Here is a 13,038-nt window from a genome sequence, read left to right as displayed (position 1 = left end):
GGCCTGACAACGTCAGCGATCCCCGGCTGACCGGGGATCGCTGACGTGGTCGGGACCGACGGCTCAGAAGTGGGTCCAGCCGGTGGGGCCGTCGTACGTCCCGCCGTCGACGGTGACGCCCTCGCCCTCGCGGACCTCGCCGATCACCTGCCAACCGGACGGGACCGAGGCCGCGTCGGGGAAGGTCGCCAGCAGCGAGTGGTCGTCACCACCACCGAGGATGAACTGCATCGGATCGGCGCCCAGCGCGGCGCCGACGGCCTGGAGCGGCTCAGGGACCTCGAACGCGCTGGTGCGTACGTCGATCGCGACGCCGCTCGCGTCCGCGATGTGCCCGGCCTCGGCGAGGAGGCCGTCGGAGACGTCGATGAGGGCGGTCGCCCCGGCCTCGGCGGCCTCCTTGCCCGCGGCGTACGGCGGCTCCGGTCGGCGGTAGGCCTCGACGAGCACCCGCGGGGAGCGGAAGCCGCGGCCGAGGACCGCGAGGCCGCCGGCGGCCCACCCCTGGCGACCGGTGAGCGCGAGGACGTCGCCGGGCTGGGCGCCCGAGCGCAGGACGGGCGCCTGGGTGCACTGGCCGAGGACCGTGACGGCGATCACCACCTGGTCGGCGCGCGTGACGTCGCCGCCCACGACCGTCGCCCCGACGCTCGCGCACTCCTCCGCGAAGCCGCGGGCGAAGTCCAGCGCCCACGCGACCGGGAGGTCCGCGGGGGCCGCGAGGCCGATGGTGAGGTGACGCGCGGTGCCGCCCATGGCGTTGATGTCGGAGAGGTTCTGGGCGGCGGCCCGGTGGCCGACGTCGGCGGCGTCGGCCCAGTCGCGACGGAAGTGCCGGCCCTCGACCATCAGGTCGGTCGAGACGACCACGTGGCCGTGCCTGACGCGCAGCACGGCGGCGTCGTCGCCGGGTCCGACGAGCACGTGCTCGTCGCCCTCGAAGATCTCCACGAGCTGGGAGATCAGGCCGAACTCGCCTGCCTCCCCGAGGGTTGCGTCTGCTGCCGGTGCCATGCGCCCATCCCACCAGACCGAGGTGGTGACCACTGTCACCCATCCCCTGTCGGGGCCGGCGCGCGGCGCGGTAGGTTGTGCCGGTCACACCCGATGAACGAGACCGAGGAGTCCACGATGGTCGTGCAGGCCTACATCCTGATCCAGACCGACGTCGGCAAGGCCGCCGAGGTGGCCAAGGCCATCGCCCAGGTCAACGGCGTCACGCTTGCTGAGGACGTCACCGGTCCCTACGACGTGATCGTCCGAGCCGAGGCCAAGAACGTCGACGAGCTCGGCAAGCTCGTCGTCTCGAAGGTGCAGAACCTCGACGGCATCACCCGCACGCTCACCTGCCCGGTCGTCCACATCTGAGCCGACCGGCCCACGTGCACCTGAGTCGACGCCTCGGTCCGTCCACGGGCCGGGGCGTCGTCGCGTCCGGAGCCACCGCCGTCGTGCTCGCCCTCGCGGGCTGCAGCAGCACCCCGACGATCGACGCTGTCGAGCTCTCCGACGCCGACCGGGCCGCCTGCGAGTCCCTGGTCGCCGACCTCCCCGACACCCTCGCCGGTCTGGACCGGCGCGACGTCGATCCGGCCGACGCGCTGGGTGCGGCCTGGGGCGATCCGGCGTACGTCCTCACGTGCGGCGTGCCCGAGCCGGGCGACTACGAGCCGACCGCCGAGTGCAACGTCATCGACGGCGTGGGCTGGTACGTCCCTGACGACCAGCTCTCCGACCAGTCCGAGGACGCAACGCCGATCGCGCTGAGCCTCAAGCCCTACGTCGAGGTGCTGGTGCCGGCCGACTACCGCACCGAGGGCATCGACCGCGCGCTGGCCGAGCTGGCGCCGGCGCTGGAGCAGCACCTCGGGGAAGGTCTGTCCTGCCTGTAGCCGTGCCCGGCCTCAGCGGAGGCCGGTGTCGCGCCGCAACGCGAGCTGGACGAGCCGGTCCACGAGGTCGGGGTAGGACATGCCGGTCGCGGCCCACAGCTGCGGGTACATCGAGGTCGGGGTGAAGCCCGGCATCGTGTTGAGCTCGTTGATCACCAGCGAGCCGTCGGGCATCACGAAGAAGTCCACGCGCGCGAGACCCTCGCACGACAGGGCCTCGAAGGCGCGCACGGCCATCGCGCGCAGCTCCTGCTCGATCGCGGCCGGCAGGTCGGCGGGGATGTCGATCTCGGTGTGCTGGTCGGCGAGGTACTTCGCCTCGAAGTCGTAGAACTCGTGGTCGCCGCCGGTGCGGACCTCGCCCGGCCGCGACGTCTCCGGCGGGCCCTCGAGCGTGCCGAGCACACCGCACTCGACCTCGCGCGCTCCCTCCATCGACTGCTCGACGAGCACCTTGGGGTCGTGGCGGAACGCCTCCTCGAGCGCCGCGTCGATCTCCGAGGCGTCGTGCACCTTGCTGATCCCCATGCTCGACCCGGCGCGGGCGGGCTTGGCGAACGACGGGAAGCCGACCTCCTCGACCCGCGCGCGTACGCCGATCGGGTCCTGCTCGAGCTCCGTGCGGGTCACGACGATGCCGGGCGTCACCGGGAGACCGGCGGCCTGCAGGACGACCTTCATGTAGGCCTTGTCCATGCCGATCGCTGACGCGAGCACCCCCGAGCCGACGTAGCGCACGCCGGCCATCTCCAGCATCCCCTGCAGGGTGCCGTCCTCGCCCCACGGGCCGTGGAGCAGCGGGAAGACCACGTCGACCTCGCCGATGACCGACGGGACGCTGGCCGGCTCGGCGACCACGAGGTCGGTGCCGGTGGCAGCACCCATCAGCGCCACCGGGGACCGCCCGGCGTCGACCTGCGGCAGGTCGTTGCCGCGGATCGCGAGCCGGGTGGGCTCGTCGCTCTCCAGCACCCACCGGCCGTCGGGGGCGATCCCGACCGGCACGACGTCGTAGGCCTCGCGGTCGATCGCGGCCAGCACGCTCCCTGCGGTCACGCACGAGATGCCGTGCTCGGAGGAACGGCCACCGAAGACGACCGCGACGCGCGGCTTGCGGCTCGTGGCGGCTGGGGTCGGGTCCGAGAGGGGGGCTGCGGTCTTGTCAGGGGAGGTGTCGTTCATCGCCTCGACCCTATCCACCTACGCTGGCGCGCATGGCTGCAGACTCACCACTCAGGCCCGGCACGATCGCCGTCACGGCCGGCCGGCCGGACAAGGTCCCCGACGCCCCGCTCAACACGCCGATCACCATGGCGGCCACCTACGTGGCCGGCGGCGAGGTGGAGTACGGCCGCTACGGCAACCCCACCTGGACGGCACTGGAGGACGCGCTCGGCGCCCTCGAGGGCGGTCGGTGCCTGACGTTCGCGTCCGGGCTCGCCGCTGTCGCCACCGTGCTCGACCTGGTGGGCAAGGAGGGCAAGGTCCTGGTGCCGAAGCACGGCTACACCGGCACGATCATGCAGCTCGCCGACCTCGAGTCGCGCGGTCGGCTCACCGCCGAGATGGTCGACGTCACCGACACCGACGCGGTCGTCGCGGCCTGCGACGGCGCTGCGCTCGTGTGGCTGGAGTCGCCCACCAACCCCGCCCTCGAGGTCGCCGACATCGCGACGATCACGAAGGCCGCGCACGAGGCCGGCGCCTACGTCGTCGTCGACAACACCTTCGCCACTCCCCTGCTGCAGCGCCCGCTCGAGGACGACGTCGACATCGTGGTGCACTCCGCGACGAAGTACCTCGCCGGCCACTCCGACGTGCAGATGGGCGCGATCGTCACCCGCGACGACGAGCTCTACGGCGTGCTCAAGGGCCGTCGGGACCTCGTCGGCGCCATCCCCGGTCCCTTCGAGGCCTGGCTGACCCTGCGCGGCCTGCGCACCCTGCACCTGCGCGTCGAGCGCGCGCAGTCCAACGCCCAGGAGCTCGTACGCCGCCTCGCCGAGCACCCCGCGCTGGCCGAGGTGCGCTACCCCGGGTTCGGCGCGATCGTCAGCATCGTCCTCGCCCAGGGCGAAGTGGCCGCCGACCTCCTCAGCCGCAAGACGCGGCTCTGGATCCACGCCACCTCGCTCGGCGGCGTCGAGTCGAGCCTCGAGCGCCGCCGCCGCTGGAAGGCCGAGGCCGCCACCATCCCCGAGGGGCTCGTCCGGCTCTCCGTCGGCATCGAGGACGTCGACGACCTCTGGGACGACCTCAGGACGGCACTGGACGGCTGCGTCGGCTGACTGGTCCGGGACGTCATGAGGACCGGCGGTCCGGACCGCCGGTCCTCATGACGTCGTCCAGGGCCGCGGTCGTGTAACGCTTCACCGTGGTGCGACGAAGAACGGGCATGGACTCTCCACCGGACGTCGCCGCCATCGGCAGCGACCCCGACGCCTTCGAGGCGTTCTACCGCGAGCACCTGCCGTGGGTACGCCGGTTCGTCGCCCGCCGCGTCGACGACCCGCACACGGCCGCCGACCTGACGGCCGACATCTTCCTCGCCATCATCGACAGCGCAGCACGCTACGACGCCTCTGCCGGCACGGCCACCGCCTGGCTGGCCGGCATCGCCCGGCACGTCGTTGCCGACCACGTCCGTCGCCGGGTGCGCGAGTCGCGGGCACACGGCCGGCTGTCCGGGCGGGCGCTCCTCGACGAGCAGTCCACCGAACGCATCGCCGACCGCATCGACGGGGAGCGGATGGCACGAGAGCTCCACCGCTCGCTCGCGTCCCTGCCCGACAACCAGCGGGCCGTCGTCGAGCTCGTCGCCGTCGACGGCCTCAGCCTCACCGAGGCCGCGCAGGCCCTCGGCATCTCCGCCGGCAACGCCCGGGTCCGCTACCACCGGGCCCGGACCCGGCTCCAGGACGTCCTTCCCAGTCCCTTCGAGGTGACCGCATGAGCACGCACACCCCTCCCCCGCCCGACCTCGACACCTTCGAGTCCCGCCTCCTCGTCGGCCTGCGCCGCGAGGTGGCGACCGCGCCGGCCGCCCTCGCGGACGCCACCCCGACCCCACGTCGTACGCGTCGTCGTGCCCTTGCCGTCGCGGCGGGCATCGCCGCCACCGCGGTCGTGGGAGTCGTCCTCGTGCCCGGCCTCGGGACGACGCCCGCCTACTCCGTGCAGGAGGGCAACGCGGGCACCATCGAGGTCCAGATCAACCGCCCGCAGGACGCCGCCGGGCTCGAGCGCGCGATCGAGGAGCACGGGATCGCGGCGGACATCACCTACCTCCCCGACCTCCAGGAGTGCGCGCCGGGCCGCTACGCCGAGGTGGACCGCGAGGTGGGGATGTCGCTCCAGATCGGCCAGGAGATGGTCAAGGTGACCATCCCGCCTGGTGCGGTGCGTGACGGGGAGACGTTCGTGATGGTCCTGTCGGTCGAGGCGATGACCCAGGACGAGCTGTCCGACATGGAGGAGCGCGAGGGGCAGCACGTCGTGGAGGGCACGAAGTCCTCCGTGACCGCCGAGGTCGCCGCCGGCCCGGTCGGGGCCTGCGAGGTCGTTCCGGCGAGGGGCTGAGTAGCTGGGTCGTAGTTCACTCGCACCAGCTACGGCTGGGGTCACGTGATGGTGTCCCGGCTGACTGGATCTCGACGCGCTCGTGCGACTTCGTTCCTCAGTCGCGTCGCTTGCTCGATCTGGCCGCCCCCACGCCCCGACCTCGTACCTCGGTCGTGGCTGGGCGTCTCATCAGTGCAGCTCGGGCTTGGTGTCGCGGGCGATGAAGGAGTTCATCATGTCGAGCGCGGTCATCTTGCCGTCGACGACGGCGTCGACCGCCTCGGCGATCGGGGCGTCGACGCCCATGCGGCGGGCGAGCTCCAGCAGGGACTTGCAGGACTTCGCGCCCTCGGCGACCTGACGGGTGGAGGCGTAGATCTCCTCGGTCGTCATGCCCTGACCGAGGCGCTCGCCGAAGGTGCGGTTGCGCGAGAGCGGCGACGAGCACGTGGCGACGAGGTCGCCGAGGCCGGCGAGACCCATGAGGGTCAGCGGGTTCGCACCCTGCGCGGTCGCCAGGCGCGCGGTCTCCGCGAGACCGCGGGTGATGACCGAGGCGGTGGTGTTGTCACCGAAGCCCAGCCCGACCGCCATGCCGACGGCGAGGCCGACGACGTTCTTGTAGGCACCGCCGATCTCGCAGCCGAGCACGTCCACCGACGTGTACGGCCGCCACGACGGCCCGTGCGTGAGGGCCTGGATGTGCTTGGCGCGCTCCTCGTCGAGGCAGGCGACGACGGACGCAGCCGGCTCGCGACGGGCGATCTCGCGCGCCAGGTTGGGTCCGCTGACGACGGCGATCCGGTCGGCCGAGGCATCGGTGACCTCCTGGATCACCTCGCTCATCCGCATCAGGGAGCCGAGCTCGACGCCCTTCATCAGCGACACGAGCGTGGCCTTCTCGGGGATGACCGGCGCCCACGCGGTGAGGTTCTCCCGGAGGGTCTGCGACGGGACGGTGAGCACGACGACGTCCGCGTCCGCCGCGACCTGCTCGGGGTCCGTCGACGCGGAGATCGACGGCGGCAGCTCGATGCCCGGCAGGTAGTCGGTGTTCTCCCGGCGCTCGTTGACGGCCTCGACGACCTCCTCGCGCCGGGCCCACAAGGACACGTCGTTGCCGGCGTCGGCCAGCACGAGCGAGAAGGCGGTGCCCCACGACCCGGCACTGAACACTGCGATCTTCGTCATCGGGTGCGCTTCCTCTTCGTCCGGTGGGCCCCGTCGTGGGCGGTGTCGTGCGGGTTGCCGGTCTCGCGTACGCCGCTGCTGCGGGGGTCGTAGCGCTGCTCGGGTGCGGTCTCGTCACGGAGGTCGGCCACGATCGCCGTGACCGCGGCCATGATGCGGTCGGTCGCATGCGCCGTCGTCTCGGCGGACGCGGGGAGCCCGAGCAGGTCCTCGAGGTCCACAGGGTCACCGGCCTTCATGACGATGTTCTTGCGCGGCACGAGGTGCGGCCGCTTCGTGTAGGGCGGGAGCACCTCCTGCGCACCCCACTGCCCGACCGGGATCACCGGACAGCCGGTGGCCAGGGCGATGCGAGCCGCGCCGGTCTTGCCCTTCATCGGCCACAGGTCGGGGTCGCGCGTCAACGTGCCCTCGGGGTAGATGATGATGCACTCGCCCTCGCCGATCGCCTTCACCGCGGCGTCGTACGCACCGATCGCGTTGCGGCTCAGGCGCTCGACGGGGATCTGGCCGGCGGAGGTCAGGAAGCCGCCGAGGTACTTGTTGCTGAAGAGCCCGGACTTCGCGAGGTAGCGCGGGAGCCGGCCGTGGTCGTAGACGAAGTGCGCCGACAGCAGGGGGTCGACGTGGGAGATGTGGTTGATGACCACGATGCAGCCACCGGTGGCCGGGATCTTCTCTCCGTCGATCCACGTGCGCGACGTCGCGCTGATCAGCGTCGGCTTGAGGATCGACGCGGCCACGGTGATCGCCCAGCCGCGCTTCTGCTCGAGCTTCCTGACGCGCACCGCCACCCCTCCCGATCGTGCTCTCCTCGCGGGCCCCGCCCGGACGCTGCCTGCGTCGCGAGCAGGCTACTCGGTCGACGGGGTGCAGGGACCCCACCGGTACGCTGGTGCCGGATGGGAGAATCGGCGTGATGTCCGCCGATGCCCGACCCACGCGCTGCGTGGTCGTCGTACCCGTGAAGTCGCCCACCTACGGCAAGTCCCGACTGGCCGGGCTCGCCGACGACCATCGACGTGACCTGGCCGAGGCCTTCGCGCTGGACACCGTGCAGGCCGCCGCGGCCACGCCCGGCGTCGACGCCGTCCTCGTCGTCACCGACGACCACCGCCTGGCCGCGTCCGTGCGCACCCTCGGGTGCGAGGTGATCCCCGACGGCGTCAGCGAGGACCTCAACGCGACACTCGTGCAGGCGGTCGCGGAGGTCGCGCGACGCTGGCCCGGAGCGGTGCCCGTCGTGCTGTGCGCCGACCTGCCGGGACTGCGGCCCGTCGAGCTGGCCGGGGTGCTGCACGAGGTGCACGAGCAGGTCGCGGCCGGACGCGCCGCGTTCGTCCGCGACCACACGGGCATGGGCACGACGTTGTACGCCGCCCCTGCCGACGGCTTCGACCCGTCGTTCGGTGTCGCCTCCGCGGCGCGCCACGAAGGCACCGGGGCCGTCGAGGTCGGCACCACCGCGACCAGCGTGCGCACGGACGTCGACGACCCGGACGACCTGGACGCCGCGCTGCTGGCCGGTGTCGGTCCGCACACGACGCGGGCAAGCGAAGGGCGGGCCACCCCCTCGGGGTGACCCGCCCTCTCGACGCGGCGCCAGCGAGCCGGCGGCTGCGTCAGGACTTCTTCGCGGTCTTCTTCGCCGTGGTCTTCTTGGCGGTGGCCGTCTTCGCCGGCGCCTTCTTGGCCGTCGACTTGCTCGCCGTCGCCTTGCTGGCGGTGGACTTGCTGGCCGTCGACTTGCTGGCGGTGGACTTGCTGGCCGTCGACTTGCTGGCGGCCTTCGTGGCGGTCTTCTTCGCGGGCGCCTTCTTGGCGGTGCTCGCGCTGGACGACTTCTTGGCCGTCGACTTCTTGGCCGTGGTCTTCTTCGCCGCGGACGTCGAGGACGCCTTCTTCGCCGGGGCTGCCGACTTGGAGGCCGCGGACTTCGCCGGCGCCGACTTCTTGGCGGCGGCACCCGTCACTGCTGCCGCGGCAGCCCGGACACCGGGCGGCTTGGGCATCGTGGCGGCGGTCAGCCTCGGCAGCTTCTTCGCGCCCGAGATGACGTCCTTGAGCTCCTTGCCGGCGGAGAACTTCGGCACGGACTTCTTCTTCGACTTCATCCGCTCGCCGGTCTGCGGGTTGCGGACCCACCGGGCGTTGCGGACGGCCTTCTCGAACGAGCCGAAACCGGTGATCGCGACCTTCTCGCCCTTGGCGACCTCGCGGGTGATGGTGTCCAGCACGGACTCCAGTGCGTGGGCCGCCTGCTTGCGGTTCCCCTCGTAACGCGCGGCGAGCGCGTCGATGAGCTCTGACTTGTTCACTAGCTTCCCTTCCCAATGAACCTCGGACGCCGAGCTCGTGCTCGACCTTCTCAAGGCACGCTAGGCACATGGAAGGGTGAGGACAATCACCAAAGCCCCTGTTTGTAGGGGTTTTTCACGCAGTGACGGGCTTCCAGCTCGGTCGCTCCGCCTCAAAGGCGGTGATGTCGGCGTCGTGCGACAGCGTGATGCCGATGTCGTCGAGGCCCTCGAGGAGGCGCCACCGGGTGTAGTCGTCGATGTCGAAGGAGTCCTCGACAGCGTCCTCGCCGACGCCAGCGCGGACGGTGCGGCTCTCCAGGTCGACGGTGATCTCGCCACCCGGGTTGTCCTCGAGCCAGTCCCACAGCCGCTGCACGACCTTCTCGTCGACCTGCGCCGCGACCAGCCCTGCCTTGCCTGAGTTGCCGCGGAAGATGTCGGCGAAGCGCGAGGAGATGACGGCCTTGAAGCCGTAGTTCTGCAGGGCCCACACCGCGTGCTCGCGCGAGCTGCCGGTGCCGAAGTCAGGACCGGCGACCAGCACGGACCCACCGGTGTAGGTCGGGTTGTTGAGCACGAAGTCGGGGTCGTTGCGCCAGGCCGCGAAGAGGCCGTCCTCGAAGCCCGTGCGGGTCACCCGCTTCAGGTAGACCGCGGGGATGATCTGGTCGGTGTCGACGTTGCTGCGCTTGAGCGGGACGCCGACGCCGGTGTGGGTCGTGAACTTGTCCATGGGTCAGACCTCCTGCAGGTCGGCGGGGCTGGAGAGCGTGCCGCGCACGGCGGTGGCGGCGGCGACGGGCACCGAGACGAGGTGCGTGCGTCCCCCCTTGCCCTGGCGGCCCTCGAAGTTGCGGTTGGACGTCGACGCGCTCCGCTCCCCCGGGGCGAGCTGGTCGGGGTTCATGCCGAGGCACATCGAGCAGCCGGCGCCGCGCCACTCCGCACCCGAGGCGATGAACACCTTGTCGAGGCCCTCGGCCTCGGCCTGGAGGCGTACGCGCACCGAGCCGGGCACGACGAGCAGCCGGGTGTCGGCGGCGACGGTGCGGCCCTCGAGGATGGACGCCGCCAGGCGCAGGTCCTCGATGCGGCCGTTGGTGCACGAGCCGACGAAGACGGTGTCGACCTTGACGTCGCGCAGCGGCGTGCCGGCCTCGAGACCCATGTACTGCAGGGCCTTCTCGGTCGCGACCCTGTCGTTGGGCTCGTCGAAGTCGTCGGGGCTGGGAACGCTCGCACCGAGCGGCGCACCCTGGCCCGGGTTCGTGCCCCAGGTGACGAACGGCGTCATGGTCGAGGCGTCGAGCTCGATGACCTTGTCGAAGACCGCGTCGTCGTCGGTGCGCAGGGTCTTCCAGTGGGCGACGGCTGCGTCCCAGTCGGCGCCCTTCGGCGCCTCCGGCTTGTCCTCGATGTAGTCGAAGGTGGTCTGGTCGGGCGCGATGAGGCCGGCCTTGGCTCCCCACTCGATCGACATGTTGCAGACGGTCATCCGACCCTCCATCGAGAGCTCCTCGATGGCCTGGCCGCGGTACTCGACGATGTAGCCCTGGCCGCCACCGGTGCCGGTGTGCGTGATCAGGGTGAGGACGAGGTCCTTGGCGGTGACGCCCTCGGGCAGGCTGCCGTTGATGGTGACGGCCATCGTCTTCGGCCTGGCCTGCGTGAGGGTCTGGGTGGCGAGCACGTGCTCGACCTCCGACGTGCCGATGCCGAAGGCGATCGCACCGAAGGCACCGTGGGTGGAGGTGTGGGAGTCGCCGCAGACGATCGTCATGCCGGGCTGGGTCAGGCCGAGCTGGGGGCCGACGACGTGGACGATGCCCTGCTCGATGTCGCCGAGCGGGTGCAGGCGCACGCCGAAGTCGGCGGCGTTCTTGCGCAGCGTGTCCACCTGCAGGCGGCTCACCGGGTCGGCGATCGGCTTGTCCCAGTCGAGGGTCGGGACGTTGTGGTCCTCGGTCGCGAGGGTGAGGTCGGGACGGCGTACGGAGCGGTTCGCCAGGCGGAGGCCGTCGAAGGCCTGCGGCGAGGTCACCTCGTGGAGGAGGTGGAGGTCGATGAAGAGGAGGTCGGGCTCTCCGGGGGCACTCCGGACGACGTGCTCGTCCCAGACCTTCTCGGACAGGGTCTTGCCCATGACACAAACTCCTTTGACTTTGCCGCGTGCTGTAGGACGACGCTACATCTTGCATCCCACTCTCTGAGATGAGAATATCGGCATATGGACAACGGATCTGGCGTCGGCGTACTCGACAAGGCAGCGCTCGTGCTCGCGGCGCTGGAGGCCGGACCGGCCACCCTGGCCGGCCTGGTGGCCGGCACCGGGCTGGCCCGACCCACCGCTCACCGGCTCGCTGTCGCGCTCGAGCACCACCGCCTCGTGGCCCGCGACATGCAGGGCCGCTTCGTGCTCGGGCCGCGACTGGCCGAGCTGTCCGCCGCCGCCGGCGAGGACCGGCTGCTCGCCGCGGCTGGCCCCGTCCTGGCCCGGCTGCGCGACATCACCGGCGAGTCCGCCCAGCTGTGGCGCCGCCAGGGCGAGCACCGCGTGTGCGTCGCCGCCGCCGAGCGCCCGTCCGGCCTGCGCGACACGATCCCGGTCGGCTCGCAGCTGACCATGAACGCCGGCTCGGCCGCGCAGATCCTGCTGGCGTGGGAGGACCCCGAGCGCATGCACCGCGGCCTGCAGAACGCCGCCTTCTCGGCCACCGCCCTGTCCGGCATCCGCCGCCGCGGCTGGTCGCAGTCCGTCGGCGAGCGCGAGCAGGGCGTGGCCTCGGTGTCCGCGCCGGTCCGCTCCCCCGGCGGCAAGGTCATCGCCGCGGTGTCGGTCTCCGGTCCCCTCGAGCGACTCTCCCGCCAGCCCGGCCGGATGCACGCGCCCGCCGTGCTCGCCGCCGCCGACCGGCTGTCGGAGTCGCTGCGCCGCGCCGCGTCCGAGTAGCTCCCCGCTCGACCTCCCGATGGTGGCGGCACATCACCCGACAAGCAGGGGTCCTGCTGCGATCTGCCGCCACCTTTCGGCCCACAGCGATCTCGGGCAGGGTGGGCGCATGGCAGACCTCGTGGACCTCGGACCAGCAGGTGAGCGCCTGGCCGCTGTCGCCGCCAACGTCACCGACGACCAGCTCGACGGACCGACCCCCTGCGAGGGGCGTACGGTCGGGCAGCTCGTCCAGCACCTCGTGGGACTGACGCTCGCCTTCCGGGCCGCAGCGGACAAGGACTTCGGTCCCCTCACCGACACCAGTCCCGACGAGGCCGGGTGGCCCGAGGTCCAGCCGGGCTGGCGCGAAGCCCTCGCCGAGCAGGTCCCGGCGCTGGCCGTGGCCTGGCGCGATCCTGCGGCGTGGGAGGGCATGACCCGCGCCGGTGGCGTCGACCTGCCGGGTCAGGTGGGCGGACTGGTCGCGCTCGACGAGGTCGTCCTCCACGGGTGGGACCTGGCGCGGGCCACCGGCCAGCCCTACGAGTGCGACGACGCGACCGCCGGGGCGTGCATGGCGTTCGTCGGGGGCTTCGACGAGGGCGGCACCCCGGGCCTGTTCGGTCCCTCCGTGCCGGTCGCTCCCGGTGCGTCGGCCTTCGAGCAGGTGCTCGCCCGCTCGGGCCGCGACCCGAGGTGGACACCCTGAGCACGCGCACGGGCGAGGACACCGACCGTCTGGGTCGGGTGGGCCACGTCCGGGCCGTCCTCGTCCGCCTCGCCGGCCTGGGCATCGCCCTCACGGCCTACACGCTGCTGGTGGTGCCACGGATGGGCGACGGCGGAGATGCCGCGATCGGAGCCGGTCTGATCGCCTTCGCCGCTCTCGCGACGGCCGGCTTCRTGGGCTGCCTCGTCGACGCGGCGAGGGTGGGCGCTGCCACTGCCGTGGCCTGGTGGTTGCTGGTCGCCGCCGGCCTGGCCGTCGGGTGGTGGGTCGCGCTCGCGGTCCCGCGAGACGCCTCGATGTCGTTCACCGAGCTCCTTGCCTCAGACGTCGGCCAGCTGCCGTTCACGTTCGGGCTGGTGGCCGTGCCGGCGCTGCTCGGCGCGGCCATCGGCGCCGCCACGTCCCGACGACCTGCCCGGTAGGACGCACCTC

The 13,038-nt window shown here is 71.9% G+C and carries 16 protein-coding genes; 9 read left to right on the top strand and 7 right to left on the bottom strand.

What is annotated here, in order from left to right; translation table 11 throughout:
* Nucleotides 1-63: 63 nt before the first annotated feature.
* Complete coding sequence (locus AC1DP1_RS22325; protein WP_477508704.1) at nucleotides 64-1,014, bottom strand: thiamine-phosphate kinase; 951 nt, start codon at nucleotides 1,012-1,014, stop codon at nucleotides 64-66.
* Between the two features lie 117 nt (nucleotides 1,015-1,131).
* Between AC1DP1_RS22325 and AC1DP1_RS22320 the strand changes: the two genes are divergently transcribed.
* Entirely contained in the window at nucleotides 1,132-1,368 is a 237-nt protein-coding gene (locus AC1DP1_RS22320) for an Lrp/AsnC family transcriptional regulator (RefSeq protein WP_135840790.1), read from the top strand.
* A 14-nt stretch (nucleotides 1,369-1,382) separates the two neighbouring features.
* Nucleotides 1,383-1,892 (top strand): DUF3515 domain-containing protein, encoded by a 510-nt coding sequence (locus AC1DP1_RS22315; protein ID WP_477508703.1) that lies wholly within the window; start codon nucleotides 1,383-1,385, stop codon nucleotides 1,890-1,892.
* Nucleotides 1,893-1,904: 12 nt separating this feature from the next.
* Here AC1DP1_RS22315 and AC1DP1_RS22310 read toward each other — a convergent pair whose 3' ends face one another.
* On the bottom strand, nucleotides 1,905-3,074 hold the full coding sequence (locus tag AC1DP1_RS22310) for a D-alanine--D-alanine ligase family protein (protein ID WP_477508702.1): 1,170 nt from the start codon (nucleotides 3,072-3,074) through the stop codon (nucleotides 1,905-1,907).
* 32 nt (nucleotides 3,075-3,106) lie between these two features.
* Between AC1DP1_RS22310 and AC1DP1_RS22305 the strand changes: the two genes are divergently transcribed.
* The 3 genes from AC1DP1_RS22305 to AC1DP1_RS22295 all read left to right on the top strand — a co-directional run bounded on the left by AC1DP1_RS22305 (nucleotide 3,107) and on the right by AC1DP1_RS22295 (nucleotide 5,471).
* Complete coding sequence (locus tag AC1DP1_RS22305; RefSeq protein WP_477508701.1) at nucleotides 3,107-4,180, top strand: trans-sulfuration enzyme family protein; 1,074 nt, start codon at nucleotides 3,107-3,109, stop codon at nucleotides 4,178-4,180.
* Nucleotides 4,181-4,287: 107 nt separating this feature from the next.
* Nucleotides 4,288-4,845, top strand: a complete 558-nt coding sequence (locus tag AC1DP1_RS22300; protein ID WP_477508700.1) for an RNA polymerase sigma factor — start codon at nucleotides 4,288-4,290, stop codon at nucleotides 4,843-4,845.
* The gene (locus AC1DP1_RS22295) at nucleotides 4,842-5,471 is read left to right on the top strand and encodes a hypothetical protein (RefSeq protein ID WP_477508699.1); all 630 of its coding nucleotides are present in this window, start codon (nucleotides 4,842-4,844) and stop codon (nucleotides 5,469-5,471) included. The genes AC1DP1_RS22300 and AC1DP1_RS22295 overlap by 4 nt, the downstream gene beginning before the upstream one ends.
* Nucleotides 5,472-5,642: 171 nt before the next feature.
* Here the strand turns inward: AC1DP1_RS22295 and AC1DP1_RS22290 are convergent, their stop codons facing one another.
* Nucleotides 5,643-6,644: an NAD(P)H-dependent glycerol-3-phosphate dehydrogenase gene (locus tag AC1DP1_RS22290; RefSeq protein ID WP_477508698.1), complete on the bottom strand. Its 1,002-nt coding sequence runs from the start codon at nucleotides 6,642-6,644 to the stop codon at nucleotides 5,643-5,645.
* Complete coding sequence (locus tag AC1DP1_RS22285) at nucleotides 6,641-7,432, bottom strand: lysophospholipid acyltransferase family protein (protein WP_477508697.1); 792 nt, start codon at nucleotides 7,430-7,432, stop codon at nucleotides 6,641-6,643. Before AC1DP1_RS22285 ends, AC1DP1_RS22290 begins: the two co-directional genes overlap by 4 nt.
* A gap of 131 nt (nucleotides 7,433-7,563) precedes the next feature.
* On the opposite strand from AC1DP1_RS22285, the gene cofC reads away from it, so the two are divergent.
* Nucleotides 7,564-8,226, top strand: a complete 663-nt coding sequence (gene cofC, locus AC1DP1_RS22280) for a 2-phospho-L-lactate guanylyltransferase (protein WP_477508696.1) — start codon at nucleotides 7,564-7,566, stop codon at nucleotides 8,224-8,226.
* A gap of 40 nt (nucleotides 8,227-8,266) precedes the next feature.
* Here cofC and AC1DP1_RS22275 read toward each other — a convergent pair whose 3' ends face one another.
* The 3 genes from AC1DP1_RS22275 to leuC all read right to left on the bottom strand — a co-directional run bounded on the left by AC1DP1_RS22275 (nucleotide 8,267) and on the right by leuC (nucleotide 11,087).
* Nucleotides 8,267-8,962, bottom strand: a complete 696-nt coding sequence (locus AC1DP1_RS22275) for an HU family DNA-binding protein (protein ID WP_477508695.1) — start codon at nucleotides 8,960-8,962, stop codon at nucleotides 8,267-8,269.
* A gap of 115 nt (nucleotides 8,963-9,077) precedes the next feature.
* Nucleotides 9,078-9,677, bottom strand: a complete 600-nt coding sequence (gene leuD / locus AC1DP1_RS22270; protein ID WP_300045864.1) for a 3-isopropylmalate dehydratase small subunit — start codon at nucleotides 9,675-9,677, stop codon at nucleotides 9,078-9,080.
* A 3-nt stretch (nucleotides 9,678-9,680) separates the two neighbouring features.
* Nucleotides 9,681-11,087, bottom strand: a complete 1,407-nt coding sequence (gene leuC, locus AC1DP1_RS22265) for a 3-isopropylmalate dehydratase large subunit (protein ID WP_477508694.1) — start codon at nucleotides 11,085-11,087, stop codon at nucleotides 9,681-9,683.
* An 84-nt stretch (nucleotides 11,088-11,171) separates the two neighbouring features.
* Here leuC and AC1DP1_RS22260 point away from each other — a divergent pair, with 84 nt between their 5' ends.
* The 3 genes from AC1DP1_RS22260 to AC1DP1_RS22250 all read left to right on the top strand — a co-directional run bounded on the left by AC1DP1_RS22260 (nucleotide 11,172) and on the right by AC1DP1_RS22250 (nucleotide 13,028).
* Nucleotides 11,172-11,894 carry an IclR family transcriptional regulator gene (locus tag AC1DP1_RS22260; RefSeq protein WP_090972091.1) on the top strand — a complete coding sequence of 241 codons (723 nt, stop codon included), beginning with the start codon at nucleotides 11,172-11,174 and terminating at the stop codon, nucleotides 11,892-11,894.
* A 109-nt stretch (nucleotides 11,895-12,003) separates the two neighbouring features.
* Nucleotides 12,004-12,585 (top strand): TIGR03086 family metal-binding protein, encoded by a 582-nt coding sequence (locus AC1DP1_RS22255; RefSeq protein WP_477508693.1) that lies wholly within the window; start codon nucleotides 12,004-12,006, stop codon nucleotides 12,583-12,585.
* Nucleotides 12,573-13,028, top strand: coding sequence for a hypothetical protein (locus AC1DP1_RS22250; RefSeq protein WP_477508692.1), 456 nt, complete (start codon nucleotides 12,573-12,575; stop codon nucleotides 13,026-13,028). Before AC1DP1_RS22255 ends, AC1DP1_RS22250 begins: the two co-directional genes overlap by 13 nt.
* The last annotated feature ends 10 nt before the right edge of the window (nucleotides 13,029-13,038 follow it).

The organism is Nocardioides sp. P4_G10, from assembly GCF_056401175.1.
This window is presented reverse-complemented; position numbering and strand designations above follow the sequence as displayed.

Bases quoted from the DNA above. Each gene is read 5' to 3' on its own strand.
- AC1DP1_RS22325 (WP_477508704.1), bottom strand. From the start codon at position 1,014: ATGGCACCGGCAGCAGACGCAACCCTCGGGGAGGCAGGCGAGTTCGGC.
- AC1DP1_RS22320 (WP_135840790.1), top strand. From the start codon at position 1,132: ATGGTCGTGCAGGCCTACATCCTGATCCAGACCGACGTCGGCAAGGCC.
- AC1DP1_RS22310 (WP_477508702.1), bottom strand. From the start codon at position 3,074: ATGAACGACACCTCCCCTGACAAGACCGCAGCCCCCCTCTCGGACCCG.
- AC1DP1_RS22305 (WP_477508701.1), top strand. From the start codon at position 3,107: ATGGCTGCAGACTCACCACTCAGGCCCGGCACGATCGCCGTCACGGCC.
- AC1DP1_RS22300 (WP_477508700.1), top strand. From the start codon at position 4,288: ATGGACTCTCCACCGGACGTCGCCGCCATCGGCAGCGACCCCGACGCC.
- AC1DP1_RS22295 (WP_477508699.1), top strand. From the start codon at position 4,842: ATGAGCACGCACACCCCTCCCCCGCCCGACCTCGACACCTTCGAGTCC.
- AC1DP1_RS22290 (WP_477508698.1), bottom strand. From the start codon at position 6,644: ATGACGAAGATCGCAGTGTTCAGTGCCGGGTCGTGGGGCACCGCCTTC.
- cofC (WP_477508696.1), top strand. From the start codon at position 7,564: ATGTCCGCCGATGCCCGACCCACGCGCTGCGTGGTCGTCGTACCCGTG.
- leuD (WP_300045864.1), bottom strand. From the start codon at position 9,677: ATGGACAAGTTCACGACCCACACCGGCGTCGGCGTCCCGCTCAAGCGC.
- leuC (WP_477508694.1), bottom strand. From the start codon at position 11,087: ATGGGCAAGACCCTGTCCGAGAAGGTCTGGGACGAGCACGTCGTCCGG.
- AC1DP1_RS22260 (WP_090972091.1), top strand. From the start codon at position 11,172: ATGGACAACGGATCTGGCGTCGGCGTACTCGACAAGGCAGCGCTCGTG.
- AC1DP1_RS22255 (WP_477508693.1), top strand. From the start codon at position 12,004: ATGGCAGACCTCGTGGACCTCGGACCAGCAGGTGAGCGCCTGGCCGCT.